Here is a 15510-nt window from a genome sequence, read left to right on the forward strand (position 1 = left end):
AAACAGGCAAAAAATCGTATATTCTTACGGAAGTGGGGATCAGTGGGGTAACGATTGGCCTTTTTTTACAACCTAGTCGACACGATTGGCGGCGAGATAACTCGCTAGATCACCATCGTCCGCTAAAGACAAGAAAAACGAGGCGTCGTTGGAAAAATTGCTGATTGATCTCACCCGTTCGCTGAAAACCGGAACGCCGTCGGAACGACGGATTGCGAAGTACCTCATCGAACATCTGGCAGAATTGCCGTTTGAAACAGCGGCGACGCTGGCTGAAAAACTCAACCTCAGTCCCATGACTGTCGGGCGGTTCCTACGCTCGCTTGGCTACCGTCAACTGAGTGACATTCGCGAGCATCTTCGCGAAGAGCCACGCGTGGCGGAACCGGCACCTGCGGCCAAGCAGGACGTGGCGCAGACGCCGTTGTCCTCGCTCATGCTACAACAGATTCAGGCCGTGCAAGCCGTGTACGATCTGGCCGGGCAGTCGGTCTGGAAGACGGCTCTGGGCGCCATCGCCGAAAGCAGACAGGTGTTCATCGCCTCCTCCGCAGAAAGCTTTGGGATTTGCCGGTATTTTTACACCAAGCTGTTGGAATGTCGCGAGCATGTTCACTACCTGCAACGCGATGGCGCCACCTACATCGCCCTGATGGACGAGCCTACCGATGGTACGCTGCTGATTCTGATGGATTGCGGTGGCGATCTGGCCGGATTGCAGCGTCTGGCGAAAATGGCAACAAGGGCCGGTTACAAGACAGTGCTGATCACGACCCGCTTTTACGAGTGGGGCCCTGACAGCGCCGACATCTGCCTGACGATCCCGCTCAGCCAGAACGGTGGACACAGCATGCTGCAATTGGTGGCTATCACCGAATTCATGCTGCATTCCATGCCGCAGAGGACAGAAACGGGCCGCAAGGACCGGTATCGTCGTATCGGCGACATGCAGCGTGTTTTGCACGGCTAAGACGCCAAAACCACAATCTCACCCCGCATTCGTGCGGGGTGACGAAAGTCAAAGCCGTTCCAGCTCCTCGCGGTGGCGGTACATGGCCAGAAACCGACGATAGTCACTCTCGTAACGCTCCATAGCCTGCCCGCTGCCGCGTCTCTCCTCCCCACCGGAATACATGGCCGCACCAGCAGCCGCCAATCCCTTGTGGACGCCACCCGCAGACGCAGCATTCATGGCTGTACCCAGCAGCACCGCATCCGCCGTGGCGGGAACGACGATGCGCTTGCCCGTGACATCGGCGTAGAGCTCCATCAGGAGTGGGTTGTGCACATGGCCGCCGGTGACGTGTAGCGTTTCTACCGCATAACCGAACCCTTCCATCGCATCCAGCACATGCCGCGCGCCGAGCGCAATGGAAACCGCCGTTCGCCAATAGAGGCGGCACAAGCTATCGAAGGACGTATCGAGCGTCAGCCCGCTGATGACGCCACGCGCATGCGGATCTGCCAGCGGCGAACGGTTGCCATGGAAATCCGGCAGGACGTACAGGTGATCGGCAAAGCCCTCCCCTTCAATGCGACGCAAATCCAGCACCCGTTCCACAATGCGGGCGTGGAGTGCCGAGGTCGGCTCGCCACCTGCGGCATGCATGCGCACGACGTGGTCTAAAAGCGCGCCGGTGGCCGATTGTCCACCCTCCACCAGCCAGTGGCCGGGCAGGATCGCTTCCCAGTACGGACCCCAGAGGCTGTGTCCGGGCATGCGTTTCGGTGTCAGCGTGACAAGGCAGCTGGAGGTGCCGGCAATCAGCGCGACATTGCTGCCGACATCCGATTGCAGACTACCGCCGAGCGCTCCGAGTGCGCCCGCATAGGCATCGATCATGCCTGCTGCAACTTCGCAGCCCGTATCCAGCCCAAGCTCGTCCGCTGCTTGCTGCGAGAGCGTGCCGACGCTTTGGCCGGGGGCGACAGCCTGAGTGGGAAGGTTGCCACGTTGCAGGAGATCGCCAAGGCCTGCCATTTCGAGATAATCCTGGCTCCACCCCTGCCTCTCATGGCCTAAAAAATTCCACTTGGCCGTCAGCGTGCAATTGGAACGCTTGGCGCTGCCGCTGGCTTTCCAGGTCAGGAAGTCGGCGAGATCGAAGAAATATCCGGCTTTTGTCCAACTATCCGGCAGATGTTTTTTCAGCCACATCAGCTTGGGCATCTCCATCTCCGGAGACATCGAGCCGCCTGCATAATCCAGCACGGGATGACGCGACATGCTCAGAAAGTCAGCTTCGGCGATGGCTCGGTGGTCCAGCCAGACGATGGTGTCGAAGCGGTCTTCGCCGGACGTTGACACCGTGACCTGCTCGCCCTGCGGCCCGCGCACGACCAGCGAACAGGTGGCATCGAAACCGATGGCCGCAACCGAGGATGCCGGGATATCGGCATCGGCCATAGCCTGGCGCACGGCGATACAAACGGCATTCCAGATATCGGCTGAATCATGCTCGGCGTGGTTTTCCCTTGGCCTTTGCATGATGATGGGATGGGTTGCGCGTGCAATCAGCCTACCCTTTGCATCGAAAACGCCAGCGCGAGCGCTGCCCGTGCCGACATCGACAGCAACAAGATATTGACGCATCAGGCTAAATTCCCATTCCTCAATCGCGACCAGACCGCATCGCTGCAGACGGCACCGGCAGCGTTAAACCCGCGCAGTTTGGTCCGCCACAAGTTGGACCAAATCCGGCATGGCGTCAAACACCAGATCGGGCTCCAGACTGGCAATATGCTCCCGAAATGCTGGGAAACGGGCGTGTGAACCGCCGGTGAACGCAAAAACGCGCATTCCCGCAGCTTTCGCCGCAGCTATGCCGGCAGGGCTGTCTTCGATGACGATGCAGTCGCCTGGCTCCATCTGCATCTCGTTGGCAGCATGCAGGAAGAGATCGGGCGCTGGCTTGCCGTTCTTGACCATGGTGGCGCTGAAAATATGCGGCTCCAGTTTATCCAGCAGACCTGTCAGCCCGAGTGAATAACGGATGCGCTCCGGCTGACTGGAAGAGGCGACGCAGCGCGGAACCGACAGGCGGTCCAGCGTCTCGGCCATGCCATCGATGGCCTTCAGCTCATCACGAAAGCGCTGAAACAACTCGGCGCGCATATGTTCCAGAAAGTCGATGTCGGTTTCGACGCCGTATTCGTCCCAAAGCGTCGCCGTCATACTGGCGACGCTGCGGCCGAGGAAGCGCTGATAGGCGTCCTCTTCGCTGATCTGGACGCCCTGATGGGCGACCATATCGATGAGGACAGCAATCGAAACCGGTTCGCTATCCACGAGAACGCCATCGCAATCAAAGATCAGCAGAGGCGCGTTCCCGGTTTGCATGGCACATCTCTTTTCGTCAGCTGACGAGTTTGTTTTGCAGATAAAGTTCAAGCGTTTCAGCCGTACCCTTCTCCCACAACGTCTTCAAGGCATGGGCAAAGCGTTTCTGGAACAGCTCGGATTTGGCAACCTCGCCGAAAATATCGTCGAGCGCGAGAAACGCCATCGGATCGTCCTTGGCCTTGGTGGCAGCAGCTTGAAGGCGCTCGGCACTGGCATCGTTGAAGACGATGTTTGCACCGCTATCGGACGTGCCATGGAAGTAACGGCACCACAGCGCCGAGACCAGCGAGAGACCGACGATATCATCGCCCTTTGCCAGACGATCGGACGTAGATGGCAGGATGAATTTTGGCTGACGGTTGGAGCCATCCTGCGCTAAGCGCGGAATGGTATCGCCGATCTTGGGGTTGAGGAAGCGGCGTTCAATGAGGTCGAAATAGTCGTTGAGATCTGTGTTGGGCACCGGCGGAATGATCGGGATGATTTCTTCCTTCTCCAGCTTGGCGAGGAAGGCGCGGATCAGCGGATGCTCCATCGCCTCATGCACGAAATGGATGTCGAGAAGGGCTGCAGGATAGGCAATTGCCGCATGGCCGCCATTAAGAATACGGATCTTCATATGCTCATAGGGCGCGACTTCGGGCACGAATTGCACCCCGACTTTTTCCAGCGCAGGACGACCCGCTGGGAAATTGTCTTCCATGACCCATTGCTTGAACTCTTCGCAGAAGACCGGCCAGTTGTCGTCAATGCCGAAATCATCGAGGGCGATATCACGTTCGCGCTGGCCGGTGGCAGGCGTGATGCGGTCCACCATGGAATTGGGAAAGGCGACGGTTTCGCTGATCCAGTTGGCAAAAGCTGGATCGGACAGCGCCGCCACGCCAACGACGGCGTTCTTCGTGACCTTGCCATTATGCGGAATGTTGTCGCAGGACATCACGGTAAAGGGCTGGAGGCCCTTGTCCTTGCGAGCTCTCAGACCGGCGACGATGAGGCCGAAGACGGTCTTTGGTGCGGCGGGATTTTTGCCGTCTTCGGCAATGGCCGGATGCTGCGGATTGAACGCACCGGATGCATCAATGAAATAGCCGCCTTCGGTGATGGTCATCGAGACGATGCGGATTTTTGGGTCGGCCAGCTTTTCTATGGTGGCTGCGGTGTCACCGATCTGGAGAATGTCGACCATCGGGCCGGTCACGCGCGCGCCGGTGCGGTTGTTATCCTGCTCCACCACCGTGGTCAGGAAATCCTGTGCCGCAAGCTTTTCACGCATGACGGCATCAGACGGCAGAACGCCTGCGCCGATGATGGCCCAATCGTGATCGGCACCGGTGTTGAACAGGTCATCCAGATAGATCGCCTGATGCGCCCTGTGGAAATTGCCCACGCCAAAATGCACGATACCGGGGACAAGGTCCGCGCGCGAATAGGACGGAACGGAGGCCGTTGCCTTGACCTGATCAAGCGTGGCGAGCGAGAGTTTTGATGTCATGAGACGATCCTCGAATTTCCTGTCATGGAGCAGTCGCCTTGGCTAACCGCTGTTACAACCAGCATTGGGCGATGCGGTCCAGCCCTCAGAGGGCCAGACCGTTGCTATCGAACCTGTGGATTTTGGTATCATCCGGCGTGATGAAAACGGTATCGCCATGCTGGCAGGCGAACTCGCCGCCCGCACGTGCGGTGATCATGCCGATCTCCTCGACATTGATGTGAATGAAGGTGTCGGAGCCCAGATGTTCGGCCACGGTGACCTTGCCCTGCCACAGACCGCTATCCTTCGACAGAAGCAGATGTTCCGGACGAACGCCGACCGTGTCGGCACTTTTGGCCTGCGCGTAAGCACCCTTGACGAAATTCATGCGCGGCGAGCCGATAAACCCTGCGACGAACAGGTTGCGCGGCGTCTTGTACAGCTCCATCGGCGAGCCGACCTGCTCGATATTGCCGCGATTGAGCACGACGATCTTGTCGGCCATGGTCATGGCTTCCACCTGATCATGCGTCACGTAGATCATCGTCGTCTTCAACGTGTTGTGCAGCTCGGAGATTTCCAACCGCATGGTGCCGCGAAGCGAGGCATCGAGGTTCGACAGGGGTTCATCGAACAGGAACGCCGAGGGTTCACGCACGATGGCGCGACCGATGGCTACACGCTGGCGCTGGCCGCCCGACAGCTGCGAGGGACGACGGTCGAGGTAATCCGTGAGGTTCAGTACGCTTGCGGCATCGTTGACCTTCTTGTCGATCACGGCCTTGTCGAGCTTGGCCATTTTCAAGGGAAAGCCGATATTGTTGCGCACGCTCATATGCGGGTAGAGCGCATAGGACTGGAACACCATGGCAAGGCCTCGTTCGGCAGGTGCCTTTTCGGTGGCGTCCTTGCCGTCGATGATGATCTGGCCGCCGGTGACGTCTTCAAGACCGGCGATGAGGCGCAGAAGCGTGGACTTGCCGCAACCTGACGGGCCGACGAACACCACGAACTCGCCATTCTCGATATCGAGATTGATGGAGGGAATGACCTTGGCTTCACCGAAGACCTTGGAAACGTTTTTAAGGGAAATGCTGCCCATTTTCTTATTCCTTATTTCACCGCGCCAAAAGTGAGGCCGCGAACGAGTTGTTTCTGGGAGAACCAGCCCAGCACGAGGATCGGCGCAATCGCCATCATCGAAGCGGCAGACAGCTTCGCCCAGAACAGACCTTGCGGGCTGGAGAAGGAGGCGATGAAGGCCGTCAGCGGTGCTGCATTGGTCGTCGTGAGACGAATGGTCCAGAAGGACTCGTTCCACGCCAGAATGATGTTGAGAAGCAGAGTGGAGGCAATGCCGGGGATCGCCATCGGCGTCAGCACATAGACGATCTCGTTCCACAGGGACGCACCGTCCATGCGAGACGCTTCAAGGATTTCACCCGGAATTTCCCGAAAATATGTGTAGAGCATCCACACCACGATCGGCAGATTGATGAAGGTGAGCATGATGGTGAGGCCGATGCGGGTATCGAGCAGACCGGCATTGCGGAAGATCAGATAGATCGGCACCAGCACCGCCACCGCAGGCATCATCTTGGTGGAGAGCATCCACATCAGAATATCCTTGGTCCGTTTGGTGGGCGAAAACGCCATGGCCCATGCTGCCGGAATGGCGATGATCAGCGCAAAGATCGTCGAACCGACCGACAGGATCACCGAGTTCATGAACGGCTTGAAATAATCCCGCTGCGTATTGACGGTGATGTAGTTTTCAAACGTGCCCGATGGCCACAGGCTGAACCCCGCAATGGCTTCCGGCTCCGTCTTCAGCGATGTTAGGAACGCATAGAGGATGGGGAAGAACAGCAGGAGGGCGATGACCCAGGCGGCGATGGTGAAGCCGATGCGGGAGCGTGTCGAGACTTTGCGAGCCATGATCCTGTCTCCTATCGATCGAGGTTCTTGCCGACGGCGCGCATCAGGAAGATGGCGACGACGTTTGCAAGGATGACGGCGATGATGCCACCGGCGGATGCTCCACCCACATCATAGCCCAAGAGCGCCGTGCGGTAGATGAGGAAGGCGAGATTGGTCGAGGCGTAGCCCGGTCCACCATTGGTGGTGACGAGGATTTCCGCGTAGACGCCGAGCAGGAAGATGGTCTGGATGAGAATGACGACCGTGATGGCGCGCGCCAGGTGCGGCAGCGTCAGATAGATGAAGCGGCTGAAGAAGCTCGCGCCATCCATTTCGGCGGCTTCCTTCTGTTCGCCATCCAGCGACTGAAGGGCTGTCAAAAGGATCAGTGTTGCAAAGGGCAACCACTGCCATGCCACGATGATGACGATGGACAGCAGCGGAAACTGCGAGAACCAGTCGATCGGCTGAAAGCCGAAGAACCGGTTCAGGTCCGCCAACACCCCGTACCCGGGATGCATGATCATGTTCTTCCACACGAGAGCTGCGACCGGCGGCATGACGAAAAACGGCGAGATGACCAGAATGCGCACGATGCCCTGGCCGAAAATCGGCTGATCCAGCAACAGAGCAATGCCGATCCCACCGATGACGGTGATCATCAGCACGCCGCCGACGATGACAAGCGTGTTCCAGATGGACTGGAAGAAAGCCGGGTCGGTGTAGAAATACTGATAATTGAACAGGCCAGCAAAGCTGACATTGGACGGGTTCAGAAGATTGTAGTTCTGAAACGAATACCAGAGCGTCATCGACAGTGGCACGATCATCCAGACCAGAAGCAGGATGACCGACGGCGCCATCATCAGCCGCGCCAGATTTTTGGTGTTTTGCGTCGCCATCGGATGGCTTCCTCCGCCCTCTGAGCATGGTGTCGAAGACCCCCTCTGGCCTGCCGGCCATCTCCCCCACAAGGGGGGAGAAACCGTGCCGCAAACGCCGAAGTTCACTCGGTGCGACAACGGTGCGGCGGATAAAGCCCCTCCCCCTTGTGGGGAGGGGTTGGGGAGGGGATTTCACAGAAACATAACGGCTTTGAATATATGCGCCGCCCGGCCCTCAGAGCCGGACGGCGATCTTCGGGAGGATTACTTGATATATCCCGAGCGCGTCATTTCGCGCGTGGCCGTGGACTGGGCGCTGGCGAGAGCATCATCAACGCTGGACTGACCAGCAACAACCGCCGAAAACAGCTGACCGACCGTGGTGCCCAGAGACTGAAACTCGGGGATCGCCACGAACTGGCCGCCCGTGTAAGGCACCGGCTTGACGGTTGGCTTGGTGATGTCGGCAGCGTTCATGGCAGCCAGCGTCGGCGCTGCAAAGCCTGCGGCCTTTTCGTAGTCCGCATTCTTGTAGAGCGAGGTGCGGGTGCCTGGGGGAACGTTGGCCCAGCCATCCTTGGAAGCGACGAGCTGCGTGTATTCCTTGCTGGTTGCCCAGGCGATGAACTTCTCAGCGGCTTCCGCCTTCTGCGAGCTCTTCGGAATGGCAAGGTTCCAGGACCAGAGCCAATTGCCGTGGTTCTTCATCTCACCATGCGTCGGGAACAGCGCATAGCCCACCTGGTCGGCAACCTTGCTGTCCTTCGGGTTGGACACGAAGGATGCAGCCACCGTGGCGTCGATCCACATGCCGCATTTGCCCTGCTGGAACAGCGTCAGGTTTTCGTTGAAGCCGTTGGAGGAGGCACCGGCAGGACCGGCATCCTTCATCAGGTCCACGTAGAACTGAAGCGCGTTCTTCCACTCAGGCTGATCGAACTGGGGCTTCCAGTTTTCATCGAACCAGCGACCACCAAACGAGTTGGTGAGGGCTGTGATGAAGGCCATGTTCTCACCCCAGCCAGCCTTGCCGCGAAGGCACATGCCGTTCACGTCGGCCTTGCGGTCGGTGATCTTGCGGGCTGCGTCGCCAATGAATTCCCATGTCGGGTTTTCCGGCATCTTCAGACCTGCTTTTTCAAACAGATCCTTGCGATACATGATCATGGCGGATTCGCCATAGAAGGGTGCAGCGTACAGCTTGCTGTCGACAGTCAGACCACCCTTGATGGATGGCAGCATGTCAGCGACATCATAGTTGTCGCCGAGCTTTTCGAGCGGCAGAAGCCAGCCCTGCTTGGCCCAGATCGGAACTTCGTAGTTGCCGATGGTCATGATGTCGTACTGGCCGCCATTGGTGGCGATATCGGTGGTGACGCGTTCACGCAGGACGTTTTCTTCCAGCGTGACCCACTCGACCTGAATGTCAGGATTTTTGGCGGTGAATTCGGATGTCAGTCCCTGCATGCGGATCATGTCGCCATTGTTGACGGTGGCGATGGTCAGCGTTTCTGCGGAAGCGAGGCCAGAAAAAGCGAGAGCCGAGCACGCGCCCAGCAGAAGTGTCTTCAAAGTCATGATCTTCCTCCCAGAAGAAGTTATTGAGCATTCGCTTTGCTCTAGGGCAAATACTCACTTATGAGAGGCAAAAGTCAAGCACCTACCTGCGCTGCGATGCACAAGGATTATCTAACATACTGGTTTTAAAGTGATATTTCTGCTCACTTCGCGAGCAAATACTCAGCAGAGACTTCGTCGGTAATGATGCCGTTCAACAGGCCACCCCGAAGAGCACCGAGAATGGCGGGCGATTTTTGCTTGCCCTGCGCAATACCGATCACCGTGCTCGTCTCGCGTGGCGGCAGGGGAACGGAGGCGACACGATCATTGATCGGCGTCTCCAGAATCCGGCCATCCCGGTCGAAGGACCAGCCGCAAATCTCACCCGCACCACCCTTGGCGATGAGGTCGCGCATCTCCTGAACCTCGAGAAAACCATCGACGCAGAGCGGAGCGTCCTCTGCCAGTTGACCGACACCGACGAAAGTGACGTTGGCGGCAGCACCCAGCGCCAATGTGGAGCGCACCATCGACTGGTCGTGCAGCAATTCCCGTTCTTCTGCCGACGAACAGAGAACCGGCAGCGGCATCGGGAAATGCCGCGCCTTGATGGCATCCGCCATGCTGAAAATGACGTTGTAATAGGCGGCAGAACCGTCCGGTCCGATATTGCCGGTGAGCGAGACGATGCGGTGTTGCGGACATTCCATCGGCGGCAACTGGTCGACCGCCGCTTTCAGCGTTCGTCCGGTGCCGATAGCGAGAACGATGGGGTCTGACTTGCGCAGCCAGCGTTCGATTTCAGCCGCCCCCGCCTCGGCAATGCCCACGGTGGAGGATGTGCCTGCCGGATCGCTCGGCACCACTTCCACATACTTCAAAGAAAACCGCTCGCGCAGGGCCTCGCTTTTTTCGAGGCAGGCGGCAATAGGGTGGTCGAGGCGTACCTTGATCAGCCGTTCGGTGACCGCCAGCGAAACAAGCCGCTGCGCCGACTGGCGGGAGATGCCCATGGCACTGGCAATCTCGTCTTGCGTGCGGCCCGCAACGTAATAAAGCCACCCGGCTCTCGCCGCGTCGTCTAGCCGTCCACCGGTTTCGGATCGTCTGGCCATATGCCTGCCCTCACGTCGCATTTCCACTGTGCTGACATTTTTCTAGAGCCGATGTCAAACGCGGCAAGGCACGCTCACCCCAGCAATGGTCCGACCACGAAATAAAGCGCGGCTTTGACAATGCCGTAAATCACGCCACTGACGACAGCCACCGAGGTCACAGCGAGAACACCGCCGATCAGCGCGAAGAGACCATCCCGCTCCAGAAGAGCGAAGGAAAAACAGCCGATCGCGATGGCAGGCAAAATGTTGCCGAGCGGGATTGGCAAAGCCAGGATGACGGCGAGAACCAGGCAAATGAGGCCGATAACGCGCTCGAACACCGGCGATAACAGACCCTCCAAGCGTGGCTTGAGAAGTTTCTGAACCCGCAGCAGAACCGGGACGATCTTTTGGACGACGCGGGCAAAATCTTCCCGTGCCAATGACCGTTCGGAGATGACACGGGGGAGCCACGGGTTCTTACCGGCAAACAGTTGTGCTGCCAGAAACACCAGCGGCGTGCCTGTGATGGCAGATGTGCCTGGTGGTGTCGGCACGATGTTGGGGAGAGCAAAGACCAGCATCAACGCGCCAAAGGCACGGTCGCCCATGGCGGACAAGAGATCGCCAACGGAGATGCGGGTGCGGCTTTCATCACCAGCAAGCGCGTGCAGAATATCGACAAGGCCGACTTTTGGCGTGGCGGGTTCCGTCAATGCCGGATCGGCATCATCGACCGAACCGCAGAGAGCAGGATTATCCGACAGGCGCAGCATAGGTTTTCAACTCCAGGATTATGGTCCCGCTGTAACAGAACAATGGCGGCAGCAATACGACAAGACGCTGAGATTGTCGTTGTTTCCACTAGTGCCGCAGTCTCGGGTCGAGCCGATCGCGAAGGCCATCTCCCAGCAGATTGAAGCCGAGAACCGCCAGCGCGATCGCAAGCCCCGGCAAAATGGCAAGCCAAGGCGCAAGCGACAGATAGGTCTGCGCGTCCCACAACATCCGCCCCCAGGTGGGCGCGGGTGGTGGCATGCCGAGACCGAGAAAGCTCAACCCCGCCTCGGTCAGGATCGCAAGCCCCAGCTGGATGCTGACCTGCACGATGATGAGGTTGGTCAGGTTCGGCAGGATATGGGTAACCGTGATCCCGCCCCTGCTTCGCCCCAGACTTTCCGCTGCCAGCACAAAATCCCGCGCCCATAATTGCAGGGCCGCCGCGCAGGTCAGGCGCGCAAAGACCGGCACCATGAAGGTGGCGATGGCGACGATGGCGGTGAAGCGACCGGAACCGATGAAGGCGCCGAGCATCATGGCTGAGAGGATGGGTGGCAGCGCAAAGATGATATCGCAAAGGCGCATCAGCAAAGCTTCGACGACACCGCGCCGGGCAGCCGCAAAAATGCCGACCAGCGTGCCAATGGTGGCCCCGATGGCAACAGCAAGGACGGCGGTGGACAGCGAGTTCCACGCCCCGACCATCAGCATGGAGAGAAGATCGCGGCCGAATTGATCCGTTCCCAGCAGACCATGCGCCAGCGGCGGCCTGAGCTTGGCGGCAATCTGCATTTTCGTCGGCACCTGCGGCGTCCAGACGAGGGATAGCAGCGCGATGGCGACCAGAGCACCGGTGATGGTGGCGCCAGACAGAAGGGTGCCATTGCGGATATTGAAACGTCTCATGCGGCACGCGCCCGCAAGCGCGGATCGATCAGCAGGTAGGCCATATCAACGAGAAAATTCATGGATATGACCAGCGCGCAGAAGAACAGCACGACCGATTGCATAACAACGATATCGCGCTGCGTCAGCGCCTGAAAGGCAAGGCGCCCGAGGCCGGGAAGATTGAAGACGTTTTCCACCAGAACCGTGCCAGCGATCAGGAACGTGAATTGCAGGCCGACCATGGTGATGACGGGGATGAGCGCATTGGGTAGGACGTGCTTCCACAGTGTGGCGGTTTCACCGATGCCCTTGGCCCTGACGGTGCGCACGAAATCCTCGCTCATCACCTCCAGCATGGCCGAGCGGCAGACCCGCGTCAGAACACCGGCCTGAGAAAAGGCGAGCGCCACCGCTGGAAGCACCAGCGCCTTCGATGCGGCAACGAACCCCGCCTGCCAGCCGGGAAAACCGCCCGCTGGCATCCACCCAAGCGTGGTGGAAAAAACGAGGATCAGCAAAAGTCCCACCCAGAAGCCGGGAACGGCGATGCCCGCATGGGAAAACAGGCCGCAGAAACGATCGATCACCCCTCCCCTGTATCGCGCGGCCATGACACCAAGTGGCACGGCGATGAGAATGGAAAGGGTGATGGCGATGCACGCCAGTGGCAACGTGACCGCAAGCCTGTCAAGGATCAACCCCGCCACCGGTACGCCATAGGTATAGGATTGCCCGAGATCGCCATGCGCCATGGCTGCCAGCCATGAGACGTAGCGCAGCACCAGCGGCTGATCGAGACCCATCTGTTTTTGCAGCGCCGCCAGCGTATCGGGGCTTGCCGATGTGCCGAGCATGATGGCGGCCGGATCCCCTGGTAACAGACCCATGACGGTGTAGATCAGGAAGGATACGGCGAGCAGCGTAAAGAAAAGACCGAGAAGGCGTTTGAGGATGAGGGCGATCATGGTGAGGCCCGGCCTGTAGGGCGGTGGGTGTGGCTATACTGCAAACACACCATCACTCTTCCCAACGCACATCTGTCAGCACGTTGGACGGGATAGGCTCGTTTTCCCACAGCCCCTCAATCTTCCTGTCCCAAACGCCGAGCTTCGGCATCACGAAAAGGAACAGCGCTGGCACATCCTGCGCCAGGATCTTCTGCGCGTCCTGATACAGATCCTCTTGTTCTACCGGATCGGCTGTCAGTTCGACGTTCTTGATGATCTCGTTGAAGGTCGGGTTCTTGTAATTGAAATAATAGGGGTCACGCGAGAATATATCGATATCCATCGGCTCCGCATGGGCGACGATGGTCATGTCGTAATTGGCGCCTTTGAGCACATCCGACACCCATTTGCCCGGGAATTCCGTGGTCTCGATGGTCATCGTCACACCGATCTCGGCAAACATGGCTTGCAGGATCTGCGAGGTCCGCTGCGCATAGGGCATTTGCGGCGCCTTGATGGTGAAGGAAAGACCGTTCGGATAACCAGCTTCAGCCAGCAACGTCCGGGCTTTTTCGGGATCATAGGGATGAACGCCTGTCGTATCGACGTAACCGCGATCATTGGGGGTGTAATGGCTGCCGATGGGGGTGCCAAAGCCGGACCATGCGCCTTCGATCACCGTCGCGCGATCCACCGCCATCATCAGGGCCTGGCGCACGCGCTTGTCGTTGAAAGGCTTGACGGCGTTGTTCATGCCAGCAACGACCTTCAGTTCGGTGTTGCCGATGAAGGTGCCGAGCCGGGTATGCCCTTCGAAGGAGGCCATCAGTTCCGGTGCGCCAAATTCGGGGAAAGCATCGATATCGCCGGATTTCAGCGCGGCGGCCTGGGCCTGCGGATCGGGAATGAAACGGAACGTGGCTTTTTCAAGCGCGATGGTCGCGGATTTGTCCCAGTAATCCGTGTTGCGGGCCATCTCGACCTTCTCACCCTTGGACCAGTTGACGAACTTGAACGGACCGGTGCCGATGGGCGTGGTCTTGTTGCCGTCGGAAGATTTGGTGCCGACCATCACTGAGGCGGGCCAGCCGAGCCAATAGAGCAGGCTGCCGGACGGCTGCTTCAACGTAAGAACGAGCGTCGTCGGGTCTGGCGTTTCGATGCTATCGATGGCCGCAAAGAAGCGCTTTTGCGGGTTGATGGAAGCATCGCCCCTTGCACGGTCCAGCGACGCCTTGGCAACAGAGGCATCGAAAGCCTCGCCATCGTGGAATTTCACGCCCTCACGCAGTTTGAACGTGTAGGTCTTGCCGTCTTCGGATATCTCCCAGCTGTCCGCCAGTTGCGGCTGGATCTTTCCGTCCCTGTCGATCGTGACGAGGCCTTCGAAGATGTTCTGCCATGTCACCTGGCCAATGAAGACGTTAGCACCGGCTGTCGGGTCAAGCCCTGCAGGCTCTGTGCCCATTCCGATGGTGATGGCGTTTTTTGCCGCTGCAAAAGCCGCCGTGGCGGGCAGCATCGCTGAAAGAGCAGTCGCGACGGCAAGGCCTAGCGCCAAACGGCGTGTGAGGGTTACCGATTGCAAAAGCATGCTGTGCATCATCATCGTCTCCAGTCGAGCGGCGCCAACATTCTGTGTCCAGCGCGTTGCTGAAATCGCTACACGATATCAGGGGCGCAAATCAACTGCCTATTTTGGCAGGTTAGCAATGAAAGTCCCGATGAAATCCGCCAGCGTCGCTGCTGCGAAGGAGAGCTCCCGGTGTGGCGCAACGCCAAGTTCCATATGCGTGCGCACGCCCTTGGGACCGCTTATGGGCACCGCGACCATCTGGCCAGCCTTGATGTCGCGGGCAACAGTCAGAGCCGGCAGAAGGGTGACGGCGGCGCGGTCCAGCACCAGTTCTTTCAGCAGTTCCAGCGAGCTGACAGTGAACACGGGATCGAGCGTGATGCCGGCTTGCTCAAACAGGGCATCGAAAGCCTGCCGTGCCGCGAAGGTTTTGTCCGGCAAAGCCAGAGGCACAGACGCTAGGTCCTTCAATGCGATCGACGTCTTAGCCGCCAATGGATGGTCTGCGGGGAGGATGACGTCGTAACAGATCTCGCGCTTTGCGAGGATTTTGACCTCCGTTGTTTTTGGAGCAAACAGCGTGAGGGCAATATCGGCCTGTGAAGAAACCAGCGCATCGATGGCCTGACGGGCGCTGGTAATGTGAACTTCGAAACGCAGCTTCGGATAGGCTTGGGCGAACTGCGACAGCGCCGGTGCCAGCAGGCTGGCGACGGTGGCGCCATTGGCATAGATCGTGGCACGGCCGCGTTCCAGTCCCTTGAGATCATCGATCAGCTGGTGGACATGCCAAAGCTCGCGCAGGGTCTTGCCAGCCCGTGCTGCCAGAAGCTCCCCCGCTGCCGTCAAGGTCACGCCACGGCTGGATCGCTCCACCAGCGGCGCACCGAAATAGTCCTCGAGGTTTTCGATCTGGCGGCTGACGGCCGTCGGCGCGACATTCAGATTTTCCGCCGCCGCGCGCATGGAACTGGTGCGGACAAGCTCATCGAAATACATCAATGCGCGGAGGTTCATGGTGACGCCATCTCTTTCATC

At 58.9% G+C, this 15510-nt stretch carries 14 protein-coding genes; 1 reads left to right on the plus strand and 13 read right to left on the minus strand.

The genetic code is table 11. The annotated features are described in order from the left end of the window. Positions 1–148 precede the first annotated feature (148 nt). Positions 149–970: a MurR/RpiR family transcriptional regulator gene (locus tag GGQ73_RS10545; protein WP_174154010.1), complete on the plus strand. Its 822-nt coding sequence runs from the start codon at positions 149–151 to the stop codon at positions 968–970. A gap of 48 nt (positions 971–1018) precedes the next feature. Here the strand turns inward: GGQ73_RS10545 and GGQ73_RS10550 are convergent, their stop codons facing one another. The 13 genes from GGQ73_RS10550 to GGQ73_RS10610 form a co-directional block, all read right to left on the minus strand. Further along, on the minus strand, positions 1019–2593 hold the full coding sequence (locus GGQ73_RS10550; RefSeq protein ID WP_183896073.1) for an FGGY-family carbohydrate kinase: 1575 nt from the start codon (positions 2591–2593) through the stop codon (positions 1019–1021). A 63-nt stretch (positions 2594–2656) separates the two neighbouring features. Then, positions 2657–3340, minus strand: coding sequence for an HAD family hydrolase (locus GGQ73_RS10555; RefSeq protein WP_183896075.1), 684 nt, complete (start codon positions 3338–3340; stop codon positions 2657–2659). Positions 3341–3356: 16 nt separating this feature from the next. Continuing rightward, a complete protein-coding gene (locus GGQ73_RS10560) occupies positions 3357–4838 on the minus strand; it encodes a mannitol dehydrogenase family protein (protein WP_183896077.1) in 1482 nt (493 codons plus the stop codon). An 85-nt stretch (positions 4839–4923) separates the two neighbouring features. Further along, entirely contained in the window at positions 4924–5922 is a 999-nt protein-coding gene (locus tag GGQ73_RS10565; RefSeq protein WP_174154014.1) for an ABC transporter ATP-binding protein, read from the minus strand. Positions 5923–5933: 11 nt separating this feature from the next. Continuing rightward, entirely contained in the window at positions 5934–6758 is an 825-nt protein-coding gene (locus GGQ73_RS10570; protein ID WP_174154015.1) for a carbohydrate ABC transporter permease, read from the minus strand. 11 nt (positions 6759–6769) lie between these two features. Further along, complete coding sequence (locus GGQ73_RS10575) at positions 6770–7642, minus strand: carbohydrate ABC transporter permease (RefSeq protein WP_174154016.1); 873 nt, start codon at positions 7640–7642, stop codon at positions 6770–6772. A 246-nt stretch (positions 7643–7888) separates the two neighbouring features. After that, a complete protein-coding gene (locus GGQ73_RS10580) occupies positions 7889–9202 on the minus strand; it encodes an ABC transporter substrate-binding protein (RefSeq protein WP_174154017.1) in 1314 nt (437 codons plus the stop codon). 143 nt (positions 9203–9345) lie between these two features. Next, the gene (locus GGQ73_RS10585) at positions 9346–10299 is read right to left on the minus strand and encodes a sugar-binding transcriptional regulator (RefSeq protein WP_183896079.1); all 954 of its coding nucleotides are present in this window, start codon (positions 10297–10299) and stop codon (positions 9346–9348) included. A gap of 74 nt (positions 10300–10373) precedes the next feature. Beyond that, positions 10374–10955 carry an exopolysaccharide biosynthesis protein gene (locus GGQ73_RS10590; protein WP_210290095.1) on the minus strand — a complete coding sequence of 194 codons (582 nt, stop codon included), beginning with the start codon at positions 10953–10955 and terminating at the stop codon, positions 10374–10376. Positions 10956–11145: 190 nt separating this feature from the next. Beyond that, positions 11146–11967 carry an ABC transporter permease gene (locus GGQ73_RS10595; protein ID WP_183896083.1) on the minus strand — a complete coding sequence of 274 codons (822 nt, stop codon included), beginning with the start codon at positions 11965–11967 and terminating at the stop codon, positions 11146–11148. Continuing rightward, on the minus strand, positions 11964–12914 hold the full coding sequence (locus GGQ73_RS10600; protein ID WP_183896085.1) for an ABC transporter permease: 951 nt from the start codon (positions 12912–12914) through the stop codon (positions 11964–11966). Before GGQ73_RS10600 ends, GGQ73_RS10595 begins: the two co-directional genes overlap by 4 nt. Positions 12915–12966: 52 nt before the next feature. Beyond that, entirely contained in the window at positions 12967–14502 is a 1536-nt protein-coding gene (locus GGQ73_RS10605; protein ID WP_412762969.1) for an ABC transporter substrate-binding protein, read from the minus strand. Positions 14503–14589: 87 nt separating this feature from the next. Further along, the gene (locus tag GGQ73_RS10610; RefSeq protein WP_183896089.1) at positions 14590–15489 is read right to left on the minus strand and encodes a LysR family transcriptional regulator; all 900 of its coding nucleotides are present in this window, start codon (positions 15487–15489) and stop codon (positions 14590–14592) included. Positions 15490–15510: the final 21 nt, after the last annotated feature.

The sequence above is a fragment of the Rhizobium skierniewicense genome, assembly GCF_014196515.1.
GTDB lineage: Bacteria > Pseudomonadota > Alphaproteobacteria > Rhizobiales > Rhizobiaceae > Agrobacterium > Agrobacterium skierniewicense.